At 45.1% G+C, this 16,386-nt stretch carries 12 protein-coding genes; 3 read left to right on the plus strand and 9 right to left on the minus strand.

All coding sequences use genetic code 11. The features are described 5' to 3' along the window. Positions 1-103: 103 nt before the first annotated feature. The 8 genes from GXO74_06575 to GXO74_06610 all read right to left on the minus strand — a co-directional run bounded on the left by GXO74_06575 (position 104) and on the right by GXO74_06610 (position 9,893). The gene (locus GXO74_06575; GenBank protein ID NOZ61329.1) at positions 104-1,039 is read right to left on the minus strand and encodes a hypothetical protein; all 936 of its coding nucleotides are present in this window, start codon (positions 1,037-1,039) and stop codon (positions 104-106) included. After that, positions 1,029-1,964 carry a peptidoglycan bridge formation glycyltransferase FemA/FemB family protein gene (locus GXO74_06580; GenBank protein NOZ61330.1) on the minus strand — a complete coding sequence of 312 codons (936 nt, stop codon included), beginning with the start codon at positions 1,962-1,964 and terminating at the stop codon, positions 1,029-1,031. Before GXO74_06580 ends, GXO74_06575 begins: the two co-directional genes overlap by 11 nt. A gap of 184 nt (positions 1,965-2,148) precedes the next feature. Beyond that, positions 2,149-2,628: an N-acetyltransferase gene (locus GXO74_06585; GenBank protein NOZ61331.1), complete on the minus strand. Its 480-nt coding sequence runs from the start codon at positions 2,626-2,628 to the stop codon at positions 2,149-2,151. A 37-nt stretch (positions 2,629-2,665) separates the two neighbouring features. After that, positions 2,666-3,760 (minus strand): sugar transferase, encoded by a 1,095-nt coding sequence (locus GXO74_06590; protein NOZ61332.1) that lies wholly within the window; start codon positions 3,758-3,760, stop codon positions 2,666-2,668. 302 nt (positions 3,761-4,062) lie between these two features. After that, the gene (locus GXO74_06595; GenBank protein NOZ61333.1) at positions 4,063-6,414 is read right to left on the minus strand and encodes an AAA family ATPase; all 2,352 of its coding nucleotides are present in this window, start codon (positions 6,412-6,414) and stop codon (positions 4,063-4,065) included. Between the two features lie 15 nt (positions 6,415-6,429). Beyond that, complete coding sequence (locus GXO74_06600; protein ID NOZ61334.1) at positions 6,430-6,966, minus strand: hypothetical protein; 537 nt, start codon at positions 6,964-6,966, stop codon at positions 6,430-6,432. A 658-nt stretch (positions 6,967-7,624) separates the two neighbouring features. Beyond that, entirely contained in the window at positions 7,625-8,209 is a 585-nt protein-coding gene (locus tag GXO74_06605) for a DUF2179 domain-containing protein (protein ID NOZ61335.1), read from the minus strand. Between the two features lie 274 nt (positions 8,210-8,483). After that, positions 8,484-9,893: an RsmB/NOP family class I SAM-dependent RNA methyltransferase gene (locus GXO74_06610; protein NOZ61336.1), complete on the minus strand. Its 1,410-nt coding sequence runs from the start codon at positions 9,891-9,893 to the stop codon at positions 8,484-8,486. A gap of 374 nt (positions 9,894-10,267) precedes the next feature. Here GXO74_06610 and GXO74_06615 point away from each other — a divergent pair, with 374 nt between their 5' ends. Then, positions 10,268-11,245 (plus strand): dihydroorotate dehydrogenase-like protein, encoded by a 978-nt coding sequence (locus tag GXO74_06615; GenBank protein NOZ61337.1) that lies wholly within the window; start codon positions 10,268-10,270, stop codon positions 11,243-11,245. Between the two features lie 82 nt (positions 11,246-11,327). Beyond that, positions 11,328-12,020, plus strand: coding sequence for a Crp/Fnr family transcriptional regulator (locus GXO74_06620; protein NOZ61338.1), 693 nt, complete (start codon positions 11,328-11,330; stop codon positions 12,018-12,020). A gap of 241 nt (positions 12,021-12,261) precedes the next feature. On the opposite strand, the gene GXO74_06625 is transcribed toward GXO74_06620, so the two are convergent. Further along, complete coding sequence (locus GXO74_06625; protein ID NOZ61339.1) at positions 12,262-15,201, minus strand: T9SS type A sorting domain-containing protein; 2,940 nt, start codon at positions 15,199-15,201, stop codon at positions 12,262-12,264. 281 nt (positions 15,202-15,482) lie between these two features. Here GXO74_06625 and GXO74_06630 point away from each other — a divergent pair, with 281 nt between their 5' ends. Further along, positions 15,483-16,271: a 4Fe-4S ferredoxin gene (locus GXO74_06630; GenBank protein NOZ61340.1), complete on the plus strand. Its 789-nt coding sequence runs from the start codon at positions 15,483-15,485 to the stop codon at positions 16,269-16,271. The last annotated feature ends 115 nt before the right edge of the window (positions 16,272-16,386 follow it).

A 16,386-nucleotide genomic window follows, 5' to 3' on the forward strand; every position in this document is an offset into this window, starting at 1 on the left:
TTTTCAGACATCGACTCACATTCCTCGCGGACAATTTTTTGGATAATATTTTACAGATGAAAATGTCAGCATTCCCTATTGAAACTTTCTGAACGCTCTGCGACTACATTTTCGAACTATTTCCTTTTAACCAAATCGCTGTTTCTCGCGGCAGCCCGTGCCAGAATTCGCCGCTGTATTTCTCGGACACGTACTGCAAAAAATTTTCATAAAATTGCGCCGAATATTGGTCAAACCTAGTTTTTCCGTCGGAAAAACTCATATAATCCGGATGAACATTTACAAGTACCATACCGCCGTTCTTGACGAGCCATTGTAACTTTTCTGTCCAAATGTGAATATTTTTTTTCATCAGAACGAAAAGCGTGAAATCCTGCACCAACGTGTAGGGCATTTCCACGATCGTTTTTTCGGAATTTTTGTACGAAAGCAGAAATGGAAAAATTGTCCCCACGCCGTCAGCCTGCGGTTCAAATGGATCCGTGTCGAAAGTGGACAGATCGTATTCGATGTCCAGCTCGCGCAACCATTCCAGCCGGTGATGCATGGCAGGCGCGCGGAAGCCGACAGCGTTCCATTCACGCAGGTAACGGTTGATCTTTTTGGCGCGCTCAGAAAAAATTTTGTGCGATGCGAACAGTTTCCCGTCGTGGTTGAGTCCGTGAACTCCGACTTCGAATCCCTTTTGAGTCAAATCCCTGCGCAGCAATTCGGGAACGAAATAGCGCTCAGGCACGAAATTAAACGATGAGCGGAAACCTAATTTTGCCTCTAATTCCGTGACGGGCAGGCATTTTTCAACGCCAGTTGCGCTCTCGACATCATGCGTGAGAATGAGAGCAAATTTCTTGCCATCAGGCCAGCCTTTCCAATTCGGCGGTTTTTTTTCCGATCCCGGTAAAATGGGCCAGATAGCGCTGTATTTTTTGCTTTGCCCGGCGATTAATCTGCGGCGCAGAAAAATCTGCAGAGTGCGCGGCACTAACGGTTTCACCGCGTAAAAAATCGAACGCAGTAATTTGTTGTTATCATGCGACATGGCGATATAAAATTTTTCCGATTAATTTTAACAATGGCAGCGGCGACTTGCGAAAAACAACGGTGTGCCAACCAGATTCCGGATTTTCTTCCACGATAAATTTATTTTGAGAAAACGAAAATTTGTAATAACTTATTTCTTCTTCCTCAGTGCCGAATCCCAATTTGAAACGACGCAAGCCCTGATTTGTGTTTTCCGTCTTGCCAAACCCAAACGTCCGAAAGCCGCGCTCGGCAAAATATTTGATCGCTTCCCACATCACCAGATGATTGGCGCGCAAATTTAGATATCTTGGATCCGATGCGCCGTATTTGTAGGTTACCTTTCCATTGAAATGCAAAAAAACAGAGGCGGCAATAGTTTTGTTCTCTTTCCTGGCGCTAACAATAGTCGCCAGATTTTCGGCGACCAAAAATTGATAAAAATTTTCAAAAAACATTTTTGGCTGCGGTGGTAAACCGTGTTTCCGCCGCGTCAGGCAATTGAGCCGATAAAATTCTTCCACGCTCGTTAGCGAGTTTTCAAAACAAATCTCGAGACTATTTTTTTTTGCTTTTTTGATATTGCGCCGGTGTCCCTGACTGAATTTTTTGTACATCTCTTCTTCACTGCTGAGATGAAGGCGATGATTGAAATAGGTCAGAGAGGGCTGTTCTGAAGTGAGAAACTTTTTCCCGCCGCGAATTTCCAGAAATTTCCATCCGCGATTTTTTCCGTGAGCGATGATTTCCTGAAACGCCCCTTTAAATGTTTTTTGATCAACAGCAAAAGGGGCGCAGAAATCAGTAAAAGGGAGAGCGATTCCGCGTCTGCCGGTTAATCGGCTCCTCACTTCCATCACGGGAAGCAAAAAATCGATTTCCCGGCCGACGCCGACGCGAGACAAAAAAAAGGCAGGAGCGTAGCCGTACGACTCGGCTAACACTTGAGCCCAGTTGCGAGTAAAAAAAATTGATGCTTCCGGAAGCTGAGAAATATTTTCATTCCAATTTTTATGGATAAATGGATTGACTATTTCCAAAACGTTTCTATTTTTTAAAATTAGCCTGATTCACGACCGGCTTGGTCATTTTTCGTTTTTTCGCTATTTTGACGAATTAAGGCCGGTTCTATTCATTAGTTTTGCGCAAAACGCGCGCCGGATTCCCGACAACAATCGTGTCCGCCGGAACATCTTTCGTGACCACCGCTCCGGCACCAACGATGGCATTTTCACCGATGGTCACGCCGGCCAAAATTGTGGCACTGGATCCAATAGATGCGCTTTTTTTGACCAAAGTCGGGATGCAAACCCAATCTTCTTCGGTCTGCATTTCACCATCGGCAGTTGTGGCCCTGGGATACATGTCGTTGATAAATGTCACATTGTGTCCGACAAAAACATTATCTTCAATAGTCACGCCTTCGCAAATGAAAGTATGGCTGGAAATCTTGCAATTTTTGCCGATTTTTGCTCCTTTTTGAATTTCAACAAAAGTACCGATTTTGGAGCCATCGCCGATTCGGCAGCCGTAGAGATTGACAAAATTGTAGATTTTTACATCTTTTCCGAGTTTAACATCATCCGCAATCGAATTGTGCCTGTTCATAAGCCTCCGCAATTTTGCGCGTGGTTCACTTGAGCAATTAATTGCCAGTAAAGAAGATCAATACCGGAATGGTTTTCAATAAAATTTTTAAATCAAGAAAAAATGACCAGGATTTGACGTACTTGATGTCCAGTCTGACTTGATCGTCGAAAGTGAGTTTGTTTCTCCCCGATACTTGCCATAATCCGGTGATGCCCGGTTTTACTTCCTGCACGCGGCGTAAATGCCACGGCTCGTAGGCTTCAACTTCGTAGGGGATTGGCGGTCTGGGACCAATCAAACTCATTTCGCCCTTCAGAACATTCCACAATTGAGGCAGTTCGTCGAGGCTGGTTTTTCTCAAAAAGCGGCCTATCGCCGTGATTCGCGGATCATTTTTCAGTTTAAATAGCGGGTCATCATTAGAGCCGTTATTGATGGAATCGTACTTACCGCTGATTAAATTTTGAATATATTTTTTATGAATGTGTTCGTCGTTATTGTTGTACATTGTACGAAATTTGTAAAATTTAAAAAGTTTGCCGTTGAAGCCGACTCTTTTCTGCGTGAAAATCACCGGACCTTCTGACGTCAATTTAATAACGAGAGCAATTGTGGCAAAAACCGGCGCCAAAATAATCAGAAGCAGAAGAGCCGCAAGGAAATCGAACACCCGTTTTATTCCCAACTGAAGGTCGTAAATTGTTTTTTCCAGAATATCTGTATTAATGAAATTTCTATTGGCAATTTCCATGATGAGGGCGCTTCCGTCGTTGCGGCCGACGCAGGCATTAATAAAAGTTGGCAAACTGTTTTGATAATGAAATTTGTTTTTTGAAAACAAACCGGAAACATAATCATTCGTCCCCTGATTTGGCAGTTTGACGCTGTTTTTGCGCTCATCGATATCATCATCCAATGAACTGTCCGGGAAGGGAATGATTTCAACGGTGAACTCATCGGGTGTAAATATTTTTCTGCCAGAATTCTCCTGGATGAATTGATTTATTTGCTGATGCAGTATTTTATTGACATATTGAGCGCCTTCGAGGTCCGTCTCCGGCAGCAAAATGACAATGCGCTCCTTGTTGAACAGGCTGACGGCGTCGGTTTCGCGCAGATTTTTGCAGAACTGCGAGACAAGATTTTTCATCTTGATTTCTCTCAGAACCAAGTCGTCTGCTTTGCCATCTAAAATGGAAACTATCATGATGGAAGAGGTCGCTTTGAGTCGTTCGGCTCGTCGGCGCTCCAGAAGCAGTCGATGTTTGAATTGTTCGATTGGAACATAATTTATTTCTGTGCAGGAAAAATCTTGACTGGATGCACTTCTCCCTTTTTTCCAAAATAGAACTCCCATGGTGCTTTCTCCTATTTTTTTACCCTTCAACCCGTCGTCTTCGCCAAAAAATACCCTAAAAACCTCAGAAAGTCAAAAAAGATATATGGTGCGAACTAAATGGTGGTGGCTTTTTGATAATATCGTTGATATTTTCTAAACTGTTCATTTCTTTCGGTGTCGTTCAGAACCACGCCGATCACATTTGCGTCAACGCGCTCTAATGTTTTTTGCGCGGTAATGATTTCTTTGCGAGGCGTTTTTCCTGCTCTGGCGATGAGAAGCACGCCGTCAGCGACCGAACTCATGAGCCTCGCGATTGTGGAAACGCAAATGGGAGCCGTGTCGATGAAAATCGCGTCGTATTGTTTTTCCAGTTCAAAAAAGATATTTCGCAGAATGCGCGATGCCAAAAAGTCTGAGAAATGATACGACGATGATCCGCTCGACAGCAAATCCAGATTCGGCATGCCGGTGCTGGAAATAATTTTTTTGTTTTGAGCTCTAATAAATTCAGAATTATGGCTAAAAATATAATCCAATGCGCCAAGCCGCTCGTTGAAAGGACCAAAATCTTCCACAGTATCGATGACTTTTGTTTGTTTCCCATTATTCGGTGACGTTTTCGCCATTTCCGGATTGGTTTGGTTAACCATGTTTGTTTTAATCACAGCAATCAAATTAATTAACCCCGGTGATTTTTTTTGTTTGAAAATCTGATGCTGCACCGGGCTCATGACATCGGCGTCGATCAGCAGCGTTTTCATCCCCATGTTCGCGGCGTTAATACTCAGATTTGCCGCGATGAGCGACTTGCCTTCTTTGGGAATGGAACTGGTAATGAGAATGGTTTTTAACGGCGAATCCATGTTCACCAGCCGCAAGTTTACCGTCAAACCACGAAAGGCGTCAGCGTCGAATGATTCCGGTGCCTGCGAGGTTATCAAGCGGCGAACTATTTCGAAAGAACTGCGCCGTTCTTTTGCTTTGTAATATTTATCCCGAGAAAGTGCAGCGTCCGGCTCGATTTCCGGTATTTCCGCCAAAACTTTCAGCCCGATAGCGCGTTCGGTCTCTTCCGGCGTTTTGAGCGTAGTATCCAGAGCTTCCAGCAAAAAAGCCATGCCGATGCCAAAGGTCAAGCCGAAAACGAGCGCGACAAAGGCGATCAGTTTTTTCTGCGGCTTGTAGGGCGAACGCGGCGTCTTCGCCGGATCCAGAATGCGAATATTACCCACTTTCTCAGCTTCAGCGATGCGCGCTTCTTCCCGCTTATTCAACAGCATGGTGTAAATTTTTTCATTGACCTCTTTGTCGCGTAACAATTTCGCCAGCCGCAATTCCTTGTCTGGTATCGTGTTCAGGTTCCTTTTGTAGGAGGCGATCACCGACTGCAGCGTGTGCACCTGCGCTTGATATGCTTGGATTTCCACCTCCAGCGAAACCAGCTCTTCCAGATAGCGCTGGATTTGCGTGATCGGGTCCACTATATTTTCGCCGGAAGCGATTTTGAGGCTTTCGGCCTTTAGATTTTTCTTGGTTTGTTCAATTTGCCTCTTCAAATCCAGTATTTTCGGATGATTTTCATCGTAATTTTGCAACTTCAGCTTGGTGTATTGCGATTGCAAATCAACTAATTGTTCTTTCAGTTTCTTCGCCCACGGGCTCGAAATTTCAGTGATGGACGGAACCAAATCTTTTCTTTCCTGAGCCAATTTGGTTTTGATGAAAGAGAAACGCCTCTGCGTTGCGTCTAAATTCGCTTTTGTTTTATTGTATAAAATTTCCGCCTCAGTGATTCTTTTAAAAATTTCTTCCGCTTCTTTGTCAATGACAGTGACGTTGCTTCTTTCTTTGAACTGTTTTAGCGCAATTTCAGCGCTATCGAGGCGATTCTTGAACATTGCTAATTGATCTTCGATGATCTGGCGTACATTAGAAGTTTCCTCTCGGCGAACTTGCAGATTCCTTTTCTGGAATACATCGGCAACGGTATTGGCGATAACTTTTGCCGCGATCGAAGAATTTGCTTCAGCCGTAATTTTTATGACTTCGGAATTGGGAACCGGCGTCGCTGAAATGTGCCGCTGAATTTCCGATGCCAGATATTCGTTTCGGTCAAACAGTTTGTCCCGTTTTTCCGGCAGGGGAATAGTCATTAAAATTCCCGGCGGCAGTTTGCGCGTTACTTCCTCTGCCATGGCGCGGCTTTTGATTTCTTCAATCTGATTAGTGATAAATGTTGCCGGTAAAGTTGTCTGAAACGGGCTAATCAGGGAAACTGGCCCCTGATGCTGCTCAAAAACAATCGTTGCCTGCGCACGATAGGCAGGTTTCGTTTTCCAGATATAAAGCGCGCCCAGCGCCAGCGCGATAATGACGCTGACGATGACCAGCCATCTTTTTCTTTTTAAAATGCTGATCAAATTTTCAAAATCAAATTGGTACACCTGATTATTTGTATTCATGAAATTAGCACCTCTTTAGTTGCTTCGGCTGTACCAATACCATACTTGCGCCACAAGAGCGATTTGAGAAATCACCTGAATAATTGTCTGCCAAGCGAACATTTTGTTCCGTCCCACGCGAACAACATCGCCGGGTTTCATGGTCGGCAAAGCGATGTTATAATCTTCTTTGTCGAGCAATTTTTTTAAATTTATCTTAATTATTTGCTTCTTATAATATATACGCTTGTCGTTCCTGTTTTGCGAACGAGTTTTTATGAGATTTTTCACTTCTGCAACATCTAACAATCCGCGGGTGATTTTAATCTTGCCCAAATCGGAAAATTCTGTTGGTCCGCCTGCTTTGGAAATCAATTCCAGGACATTGGTATCGTCCGGCACCAAATATTCGCCCGGGTTTTTTACTTCACCGAAAATGTGAACGGTAATAAGCAATCGCTGGTCCGGACCTATCTGGTATTGATTTTGTTGCAAAACAGGTTCGTTGTTTTGGCAGAGAGCGATTCGGGTGAAAAATAAAAAGAAAAAGAGAAAAGAAGTTTTTTCCATCATAATAAAATAATTCTTGAATTCAAGTGCATATTTTTGAAATTAATTTTATGGCAAATTAAAAAAAGCCAATTTAGATAAAAAATAAAATTGAATTAAACAATATGATGTACAAAATTAAATTTAGATTCAAAAAAAATTTTGTCATTTTTTCTCGAATTGGCTTGTTTAGGAAGAAAGCATCTTGATGGTTGACATCGCGGAGGCATTTTCTCACGCCGGCGCTTTTCCTCTCCCAAACTTCCACCTGAATTTCAGCTCTTTATAATTTAAAATAAATTATAACCTTGAAATAAATGATGCTGAAATCACGACTTCACAACGCCCCTTGTAAAAAAAAGATGTTTATTGCAGTTAGCAATTTCCCCCTCTAATTTTCTCATTATAATAAAAGAAAACAAGAAAGTCAAGCGCTTTTTTAAATATTTCAAATTTTTAATCATTGTTTTAGCGATAATTAGCGATGGAAAAAGTCGGAAGTTTCTATGAAAACAAATAAGTTGCAATTTCGTAACGAAAATATTGTTGCCCCTGCCAGGACAAGAGAATTATCGTCTGCATTTTTTCAATGTGTAAATCAGCCGGCCTGATCTGATTAAGGATGAAAACCTTTTCGATTCATATTTTGCATTTTCAATTTTTTTGAAATAGTCGGATAAGGCTACTTCTTCTTTTCCCATTTCAGTCGCCGCCAGACACGGGTAAAGAATCTGTCGCCCGGATTGTTTGGGAAAATTCCTTCTTCGGCGCTCCGGATGTCTTCTATTGAAAAGAAGGCTTTGGGATTAAACGATTGAATATCGTGCACAATTTGGGCGATCTCTTTTCTGGGAACGACCATGAAAATGAGTTTCACATGTCCGCGCGCGCCTTCGCCGTGGACAATGGTCACGCCGAACCCCAGTTTGCGAAATCGATTTATCAGCGGCGTGGCGTCGCGGCGCGTGATGATGCGCACGACCTGAATGCCAATAGCAAGCTTGTTTTCGATGAACATGCCGATGTAATTTCCCGTGGCAAATCCCAGCGCGTAACCCAGAAAACAAGCCGGATTATCCAGATTGTTGAAAATTTGTCTGATGGCAATGAGCCAGATCAAAACTTCAAAAAAACCGAGTACCGCCGAAATTTCTCGCCGACCGCGCGACACGAAAATGATGCGCATGGTGCCGATGGAAACATCCATGATTCTGGCGAGAAAAATCAACAGCGGCAGCAACACCCAATTGACGAGTCCCTCGTTCATGGTTTTGATTTCCTTTTTTCTTTAGTTTCGGGTTTCTAGTTTCGAGTTCAGAGTTTGGGTCTAAAGTTTCAAGTTCTATGACCAGCGGTATTTTGTTTGGAATTAATCCGTCAGGATTTTATTGCGCAAAATAAACCGATCCGGCAAAAATGAAACCAACACCAAAAGTTGATGTTTTCACCCCTCCCAAAGACAGGCGCGAATCCTAAAGTTTCCGATGTCTAATGACAAAGTACAATTACTTCACCAATTCCGCAAGCCGGAAACTCAAAACTCACAACACTAAATTAAACCGATGGGGCAAATGAATTTGCAGCGCTCCGCGAAAATTGGAAATAATACCGATCGTTCGGCTTTGAAAACGAAGCGCAAAATAGCCGATGGGGTAGTCTGTTCCGTCAATTTTTCCGCTGCGAAACAATTCTCGCATTAGTTCTTTCGGTAATTCCAGAAAACGCGCGACCCGAGCCGGCTGAAAAATTTGCGCGCTGGCATTGGTCAGTTTCCAAACCGGGACTCGTTTTTCCGCCAGCGCCAGCCCGGTTTTGACAAAATTGTTCGTCGGAATTTGCTCCCAATCCGCAGAGATGATCCAGAGGCGTTTTTTATTGATGAGAAATCGAAATTTCTGAAATTGCTCGATGTCGAGACCCCAGTAACCGGAGAGCTGCTCCAGCACCGGCAAAATGTTCGGACTGTCAAAAGGTTCTGTTTCGACCCACTCGGTCTGCGGCGGTAAAGTTTTCTTTTTCATGGCACCGGTTTTGCGCAATCTGGCGATGAAAAAGCCCTCCATGCCGTTGCGCTGAGGAAAAGTGCGACAGGTCAGTTTCATTGCCGCGGAAAATTTGCGCCCCTGATATTCGGAAAATCCCGGGAAAATTGCCCCGGCGTCAGCAAAGGAGATCGGCGTCAATTCCACGGGATAATTTTCCAGCATTTTTTGAATCAACATTTCATTTTCCTCAGGCGCGACCGAACAGGTGGAATAGACAATTGTCCCGCCGACTTTCGCGGCTTTGATGGCGGAAACTAACAGCAACTGCTGTACATTGGCAAATTTTTTCATCGCGCGCGGCGACCACCAGTGATTGAGTTCGTTGACATTTTCTGCCAGTGTGCCCAACGCGGAACAGGGCGCGTCGAGCAGCACACGGTCGAAAAATTCCGGCAGCAGCGCGCCCAACCGCTGGCCTGCGAGATTGAGCGTCACATCATTCATCACGCCGCAGCGCAGACAATTAGCGACCAATGCCTGTAGCCTGTTAGTGGAGACGTCATTCAGGACTAATTTTCCTCGATTTTCCATCAGCGCGGCGATTTGTGTCGCCTTGGAGCCGGGAGAAGCCGCCATTTCCAGCACCGTTTCCCCCGGCTGTGGCTGCAGCGCCAACACTGGCAATTGCGATGCCACACCCTGATACGCCACAGCGCCGGTGAAATAGAGCAGCGTATGGCTGACGTGAATTTTGTCCTCAAGCAGAATCAAACCGTTCGGATTGACGGGATGAGGCGAGTAATTCACGCCCCAGCGGTCCAATTGCTCGCAAACTTCCTTTTTGTTCGATTTTAATTCATTGACGCGCATCGCCGTCGGTTCGGATTTCGCCTGAATGAAAGATTCGTACGAGTCGCCGAGCAAATTTTGCAAATAATTTGTGATGTCCGCGCTGATTCTTTTCATTATTATTTTTGCTCTGTTAAATCAACGGAAAAATAGGACGCAGATGCACACGGAGCGACGCGGATTTTTTATCCGTGATGATTGGCGAAATTTACCAGTGAGACGATCTGCGTTCGAAAATTATTTTTTCGAATATACGGAATAATTCACAACTTTGCAACATTAGGAAGCGATTTTTTCTCATCTTTCATAGAATCTTTCGCTTTAGAAAATAATCAAAATGAATGAACGTGAAATTATTTTTCCATTTTGGCGCGCAAAAGGTTAAAATATTAAAATTAGCTTGACTTTTTGCACTGCAACGGTTATATTTTGAAAAGAATTTGCAGACGAATAAAAATAGACTTTTCACTCATTTCAGGAGAGAGAAACGCATGGATCTCGCGACTCAATATCTTGGTTTATCTCTGAAAAATCCATTAATTGTCGGAAGTTCCGGTCTGTCGAAAACCGCTGATCAGGTGAAACGATTGGAAGAAGCCGGCGCCGGAGCTGTTGTGTTGAAATCTTTGTTTGAGGAACAGATTCGTGCTGAAGAATCTGACGTGTCAGACAGTCTGGGCATGCACACCGAGGTGCTGGACTATTTGCGCGCGGAAATTGACATGAGCTATGGCCCGCGCGATTATCTGGAGACTATTCGGCAAGCTAAAAAACAGACTTCGATTCCGGTCATTGCGTCGGTGAACTGCGCCACGTCCAAATGGTGGGTGAGTTATGCCAAGCAAATCGAAGCCGCCGGCGCCGATGCGCTCGAATTAAACGTTTACATTTTGCCCTACGATTTTTCCCAGAGCAGCGACGATTTAGAAGCGGTCTATCTCGACGTCATGGAAAAAGTGAGAGCGGAAATCAAAATTCCCGTTGCCATGAAACTATCGCCTTATTTCACTTCTTTCGGCTATCTGGCAAAGGGACTGGCGAACCGCGGCGCAAACGGACTGGTGCTGTTCAATCGTTTTGTGCAGCCGGATATCGATTTGAAAAATATTGCCACAAAAGTCAGAGCCATGTTTAACGACCCCATCGGTTTCAGCTACGCGCTGCGCTGGGTCGCGATGTTGTCGGAAACCGTGGATATTGACATCGCCGCCAGCGGAAATATCAAATCTGCGGATGATATGATCAAGCAAATTCTGGCGGGCGCTGCTGCAGTTCAAATCGTTTCTCTTTTTTACAAAGAAGGGGCCGGAAAAATCAAAGAGCTGCTGGAAAATGTACAGAACTGGATGCGCGAGCACGAGTTCTCCAGTCTGTCTGATTTCCGTGGCAAACTGAACCAGAAGAACAATCCGCTGTCGCAGGCTTTTGTGCGCGCCCAATATATGAAAGCCATCTCCGGTGGAAAATAAAATTTTGTGAAAACAGCAAAGAGACGATTTCTGCGCATCGGCTTCATTGCGGTGGGAATCGTCTTTTTTTTAGGGAAAAAAGATGAACGATGAAAATGTTGGAGAAACATTGCAATTATTTCTCAGCGATGTTTTCCTTTTTGAATCGCTGACGCCCGAGCAATTGAAGATTTTTTCTGATCTGGCAAGCATCAAAGAAGTGCCGCGCGGTAGTCATGTTTTTCACGAGGGTCAGCCTGCTTCCGCATTTTTCATCGTTTTTTTTGGCATGTTGAAAATTTACAAACTCTCTTCCGATGGCGCCGAACAAATTTTGCACATCCACAAAACCGGCGATTTGATCGCCGAGGCCGTGATTTTTGACTTCGATGAATTCCCCGCCTACTGCCAGGCTATTGCAGACAGCGCTCTGGTGCGTTTCCCGAAACAGGAATTTTTAGAAGCCTTGCGCTGCTTCCCTGAAATTTCTTTTCAAATCATGCGCGCTTACTCGCGCCGCATCCGGCAATTAGTGGCAAAAATCGAAGAGATTTCCCTGCACGATGTCAGAGCACGTCTGGCAAATTTCCTGCTGCAAAACTGCATTCAACGAAACGAACAACATCTTTGCCAATTAAATATTTCCAAAAAAGACCTTGCGTCCACACTGGGAACCATCCCGGAGACGCTTTCCCGGGCGTTGCAGTTTTTTAAGCGAGAAGGACTCATTCGCGAGGTGAGCGAGGGGATTGTTGTTCTCAAAGAGAAGGAATTGCGGCGGGTTGTGGGGGAATGATATTTAACGCAAGAATTTCATCAGGCGATTAGTGGGGTTGATCCGCTTCCCCGTTACCCTGAATTAAAAGAAAGTCTTTGCAAGATTATCATGAAACAATTGGGGTTTAACACGAAAAAATCGGCAGACCGGAAATGCAAAAGAATGTCGTGCAAAAATGTGCAATTTTGGAAGTAAATAAGCTGGCAAAGATAAGTGTACTACACCTTGCAGGTGTAGCACACTTTAGGCGCTTCAAAATTCACTTCACCAGCACTAACTTTCGCGAAGCCGAAAATTTCTTCCCTTTCAATTCATAGATATAAATTCCCGAAGCAACCGACTCTCCGTTTTGATCTGTGCCATCCCAGATGAATTCATTGGCTGAGTCTGGTTTGGTCAATTCCCGGATTCTCTGACCTGCCAGATTGTAGATGATTAATTTGGCATTGCCGGCGTCGGGCAAATTGAATCTGATTTTCGTCACTGAGTTGAAAGGGTTGGGGTAATTTTGCTCCAGGGAATATTTCACCGGTGTTTTTCCCTGCTCAAAATGATTCACTCCGCTGGTTCCGGAAAACCAGGCCATGATTTTTTCCAGCAATTGCTGTCCCGTGTCCTCATAGGGTCCGGAGATCCCTTCCAGTCCGAAAGCCAGATAAACCAATTTGGCCCCGCTGGCAGGATCGGAATAGCGAATTCCGCCGGCTGTCATTTGAGGAATGTATTTGAGAATCGTCTCGGCGCCATTCAGAGCCGCGATGGCGCTGGGCGAGTGCTGATTGCTGGCAGCCTCCGGCTTATCTTCGATGTAAACAAACATCCCGCCGGCGATCGGATCATTGGGAACGCCGATGAGTTTTGTCGAATTCACCGAATCGCTCAGAAATTGGGCGTGCAAATAATTGGAGTAAAAAAGCGAGTCTTGCTCACTGCCGTCCGCGACAAGGTCGTAGCCGATGTCCTGTCCCGAAAGCAGCAGCCAGCCGCCGTTGTCGAGAAATTTTCCCACCGCATCCTGCTCTTCAGCAGTGAGCGTCGTTGTACGGTCATTGCCGGTGATCCAGATGACGGTCTGGTAATTTTTCAGAATATCATCATAGTCCGGAACGCCGTTTTGCTTTACGTCCCAGGTTTCGTAGTAAACTTTTGCCAGCGACAATGGTTGCGACAAATATTGCTCAAAATTTTCACCGTCATCATCATCCACCAGCATGATATTTGGCGTGCCGATTTTCACGTCAATGGTGTCGTACATTGTGTAGGTGTCATCGGCATTGAATTGGATGGCCAGACTGGAAATGTGCGGCACTGCGCTTTCCTTGATTGTGAAGGGAAGCATTGCCACCCAGTCGCGTTCTAAATGGCCGTAGCTTCCACCCGAAACAATGAATTCACTATGTACGCGCGGAATTTCAAGATCCGGGTCATCGCTCACAAGAACAGCTACCATTTTCGAGGCCCCGGTGCCTTCGTTGACGACTGTGATGTTTAGCCATATCGTTTCTCCCGGCTCGGCAAGGCCGTTGTTATTTCCGAGAGAATCCACTACAAAGTAGTCGTAACATTTCAGAATCGGCTGAGTGGTGACTTTTGTCTTTTTCAAAATCCAGTCATTTTTGTCCAGTTTAAAATCAGTAATTGGTTCGTCAGAAATATATTCAAAGGTCTGGCTGCTATCTTCCACGGTCACCACAAGCGTTGTTTCCTTGGTCGCGGTAGTAATTGTCACATCCACGGGCATTTTGAACAGCGGCGCGTCTTGCTGAATCTGGTCGATGAACGCTTTCAACTCGTACTGTCCGTTATTTTCTCTCTGAGACCAGCCGTAGTAATAAAACGGATAGCCGGGCTCGTAAATCCACTCGTGAAAAAACCAATCCAGAGATTCGCCAGCGACATTTTCAAATACGTGCTGAAAATCTTCGGTTGTGGCAGAGCTGTATTCGTACTGCTGGCGATACTGGTGCAGCGCTTCCCAGAAATTTTCTTCACCCATCACGTGTCGCAGCATGTGGATCACCCAGGCGCCCTTGTTGTAAACAATGTAGCCATACACGGCGTTAGGGTCTGTGACGTCGTCGCGGTAAATTCTGCCGGACAAATTGAGCGCATTGTTTTCGTTATTCATATAATCGTGGTAGCGCTGCTCTCCCTGCAAATGTCCGTAATAAAGCGCTTCGGAAAATACGGCAAATCCTTCGCTCAACCAGGTGTGGTGGAAATCTTTCGGCGAAACGCAGTCACCCCACCACTGGTGTGCTAATTCGTGCAAAAAGGTTGATTCGTAACTGTGATTTCCTTGGATTAAATAAGGCTGCAGCGAAGTGATTGTCTGATATTCCATGCCTCCCCAGTAGCCGACGTATTCCACAATGCCGTATTTCTCATTCATGTAAGGATAGGGGCCGTAATATGAAGACAAAATCTCAATCATTTCGCTGACGTTGTCGAAATCCACCAGCGCTTTGCTGTAATGTTCCGGGAAAGTGTAAATCCTGATGGGCAGAGTGTCATTTTCTGCCGAGACAAATTGATCTTCGATAATCTGGTAGTTCGAAGCGGAAAAGGCGATCAAGTAGGTCGCGATCGGATTGCGAATTTGCCAGTAGAAAGTTTCTGTGCCGTCTCTGTTGTCAATCACATTAATCAGCACGCCGTTGGCGGCGACGGTCAAATTGGCAGGGACTGTGATGTAAAAATCCACCGAGTCGGGCTTGTCGTCGGGCCGGTCCTTGCAGGGCCACCAGGTTCGGGCGTAAAAAGGGCAGCTCTCGGAGGAAATGGTTACCACGTCACGGGAGCGGTCGAAAGTCATGGGATTGAAATTTGATCCGGCGGATGGTTTGCCGCTGTAATTGACAATCACGGATACGGTGTCGCCCTGATTGTAACTTTTGTCCAGGTCGATCGCCAGAATATTGTTCCCGTGCTGAAATCCGGACGCATCACCCGAGACGGCGCTGACTGTCATGTTGTCAAACAAATCCAGATTCAATTGAGTGAGTCCGTCGATCAAACTAACGGCTCTGGTCTCGACAGTTCCTGCGACGGATTCCTGGTCTATGTCGATCTTGACGTCTATTCTGTAATAGATGACGTCAAAATCTTCTTGATTGCTTCCTAAAAGAGGTGTCAAAGGAAGCAAGATGACAAAAATGGCAAGTACAAAGTTTTTGAACCGGAAATTTGAGCTACGCATTTTTCTCTCCTTAATTGGGAAAGGTTTAATTTGGGGGAAGCTTTTATTTTAAAAAATAAACGATGTTGCTGTCAGACGATTTTTAGCATTTATCTGGCAGGGAGCGAGTTTTTTGCTTTTCTAATAAACTTTAGCAAAAAATTATGAAAATGTCAAGGAAAAAATGTGCTCTCTTGACTTTAGTCAAGGCGATTGGATGAAATTTTCCGTATCTTCAAAATGAAATAAAAGGGTGACAGAAAAATTATGGGCAATAAAAATTAGAATTTCCCGGAGAAAAGATGATACGAAAAATAATTACCATCGACGAAGACTTGTGCGACGGCTGCGGCAACTGCGTGATTGGCTGTTCTGAAGGGGCGCTGCAAATTATTGACGGCAAAGCGAAATTGGTCAAAGAAGATTTTTGTGACGGATTTGGCGATTGCATTGGCGCCTGTCCCACCGGAGCATTGAAAATTGAAGAAAAAGAAGTGCCGGCGTTTGACGAAGCTGGCGTGCGTCAACATTTGCTGCAAACTCAAGGCGCAGAAGCCGTCTGGCGCATGGAAGAAGCGCAGAAAAAGCATAAAATCAGCGCAGCAGAAGAAAAAATGCACTTGGGTTGCCCCGGCGCCAGACAGCGAATTGTTGAACAACCGGACAGAGAAGCGCGTGTTCAAGAAGATTCCGCGGATTCGGGAGCGACGTCAGAATTAGCGCACTGGCCTGTGCAATTGCATCTCGTTCGCCCCGGAGCGCCATTTTTCCGCGACAGGGAATTGGTCGTTATGAGCACTTGCGGCCCTTTGGCGGTTGCAGATGTGCATTCTCGATATTTGCGCGGCAGGAGTGTGGTGGTTGGCTGCCCCAAATTAGATGACACCAGACCTTACGCCCAGAAATTAGCCGCAATATTTAGCGAAGTGTCCATTCCAAAGGTGATTGTCGTGCGCATGGAAGTTCCCTGCTGTGGCGGATTAACGATGATTGTCGAACAGGCGGTAGCTTCGTCGGGGAGGTCGGATTTAATCGTTGAAGAACACATATTAAGCGTTGAAGGAAAATTGAAAGAAGTGAAAACCATTTGATTGCTGCTCCTACGCGCGGCAAGCCGCATCGATAATAATTAACCACGAAGTACGCGAAGAGCACAAAGAAAAAAATGTAAAAAGATTTTCGTGCACTTCGTAGTTTAAATTCTTT

This window comes from Calditrichota bacterium (genome assembly GCA_013152715.1).
Classification (GTDB): domain Bacteria; phylum Zhuqueibacterota; class Zhuqueibacteria; order Thermofontimicrobiales; family Thermofontimicrobiaceae; genus 4484-87.

Coding starts and splice junctions, on each gene's coding strand:
- GXO74_06600 (NOZ61334.1), bottom strand. CDS start 6,966: ATGATGGAAAAAACTTCTTTTCTCTTTTTCTTTTTATTTTTCACCCGA.
- GXO74_06610 (NOZ61336.1), bottom strand. CDS start 9,893: ATGAAAAGAATCAGCGCGGACATCACAAATTATTTGCAAAATTTGCTC.
- GXO74_06575 (NOZ61329.1), bottom strand. CDS start 1,039: ATGTCGCATGATAACAACAAATTACTGCGTTCGATTTTTTACGCGGTG.
- GXO74_06590 (NOZ61332.1), bottom strand. CDS start 3,760: ATGAAAAATCTTGTCTCGCAGTTCTGCAAAAATCTGCGCGAAACCGAC.
- GXO74_06630 (NOZ61340.1), top strand. CDS start 15,483: ATGATACGAAAAATAATTACCATCGACGAAGACTTGTGCGACGGCTGC.
- GXO74_06620 (NOZ61338.1), top strand. CDS start 11,328: ATGAACGATGAAAATGTTGGAGAAACATTGCAATTATTTCTCAGCGAT.
- GXO74_06595 (NOZ61333.1), bottom strand. CDS start 6,414: ATGAATACAAATAATCAGGTGTACCAATTTGATTTTGAAAATTTGATC.
- GXO74_06585 (NOZ61331.1), bottom strand. CDS start 2,628: ATGAACAGGCACAATTCGATTGCGGATGATGTTAAACTCGGAAAAGAT.
- GXO74_06625 (NOZ61339.1), bottom strand. CDS start 15,201: ATGCGTAGCTCAAATTTCCGGTTCAAAAACTTTGTACTTGCCATTTTT.
- GXO74_06605 (NOZ61335.1), bottom strand. CDS start 8,209: ATGAACGAGGGACTCGTCAATTGGGTGTTGCTGCCGCTGTTGATTTTT.
- GXO74_06615 (NOZ61337.1), top strand. CDS start 10,268: ATGGATCTCGCGACTCAATATCTTGGTTTATCTCTGAAAAATCCATTA.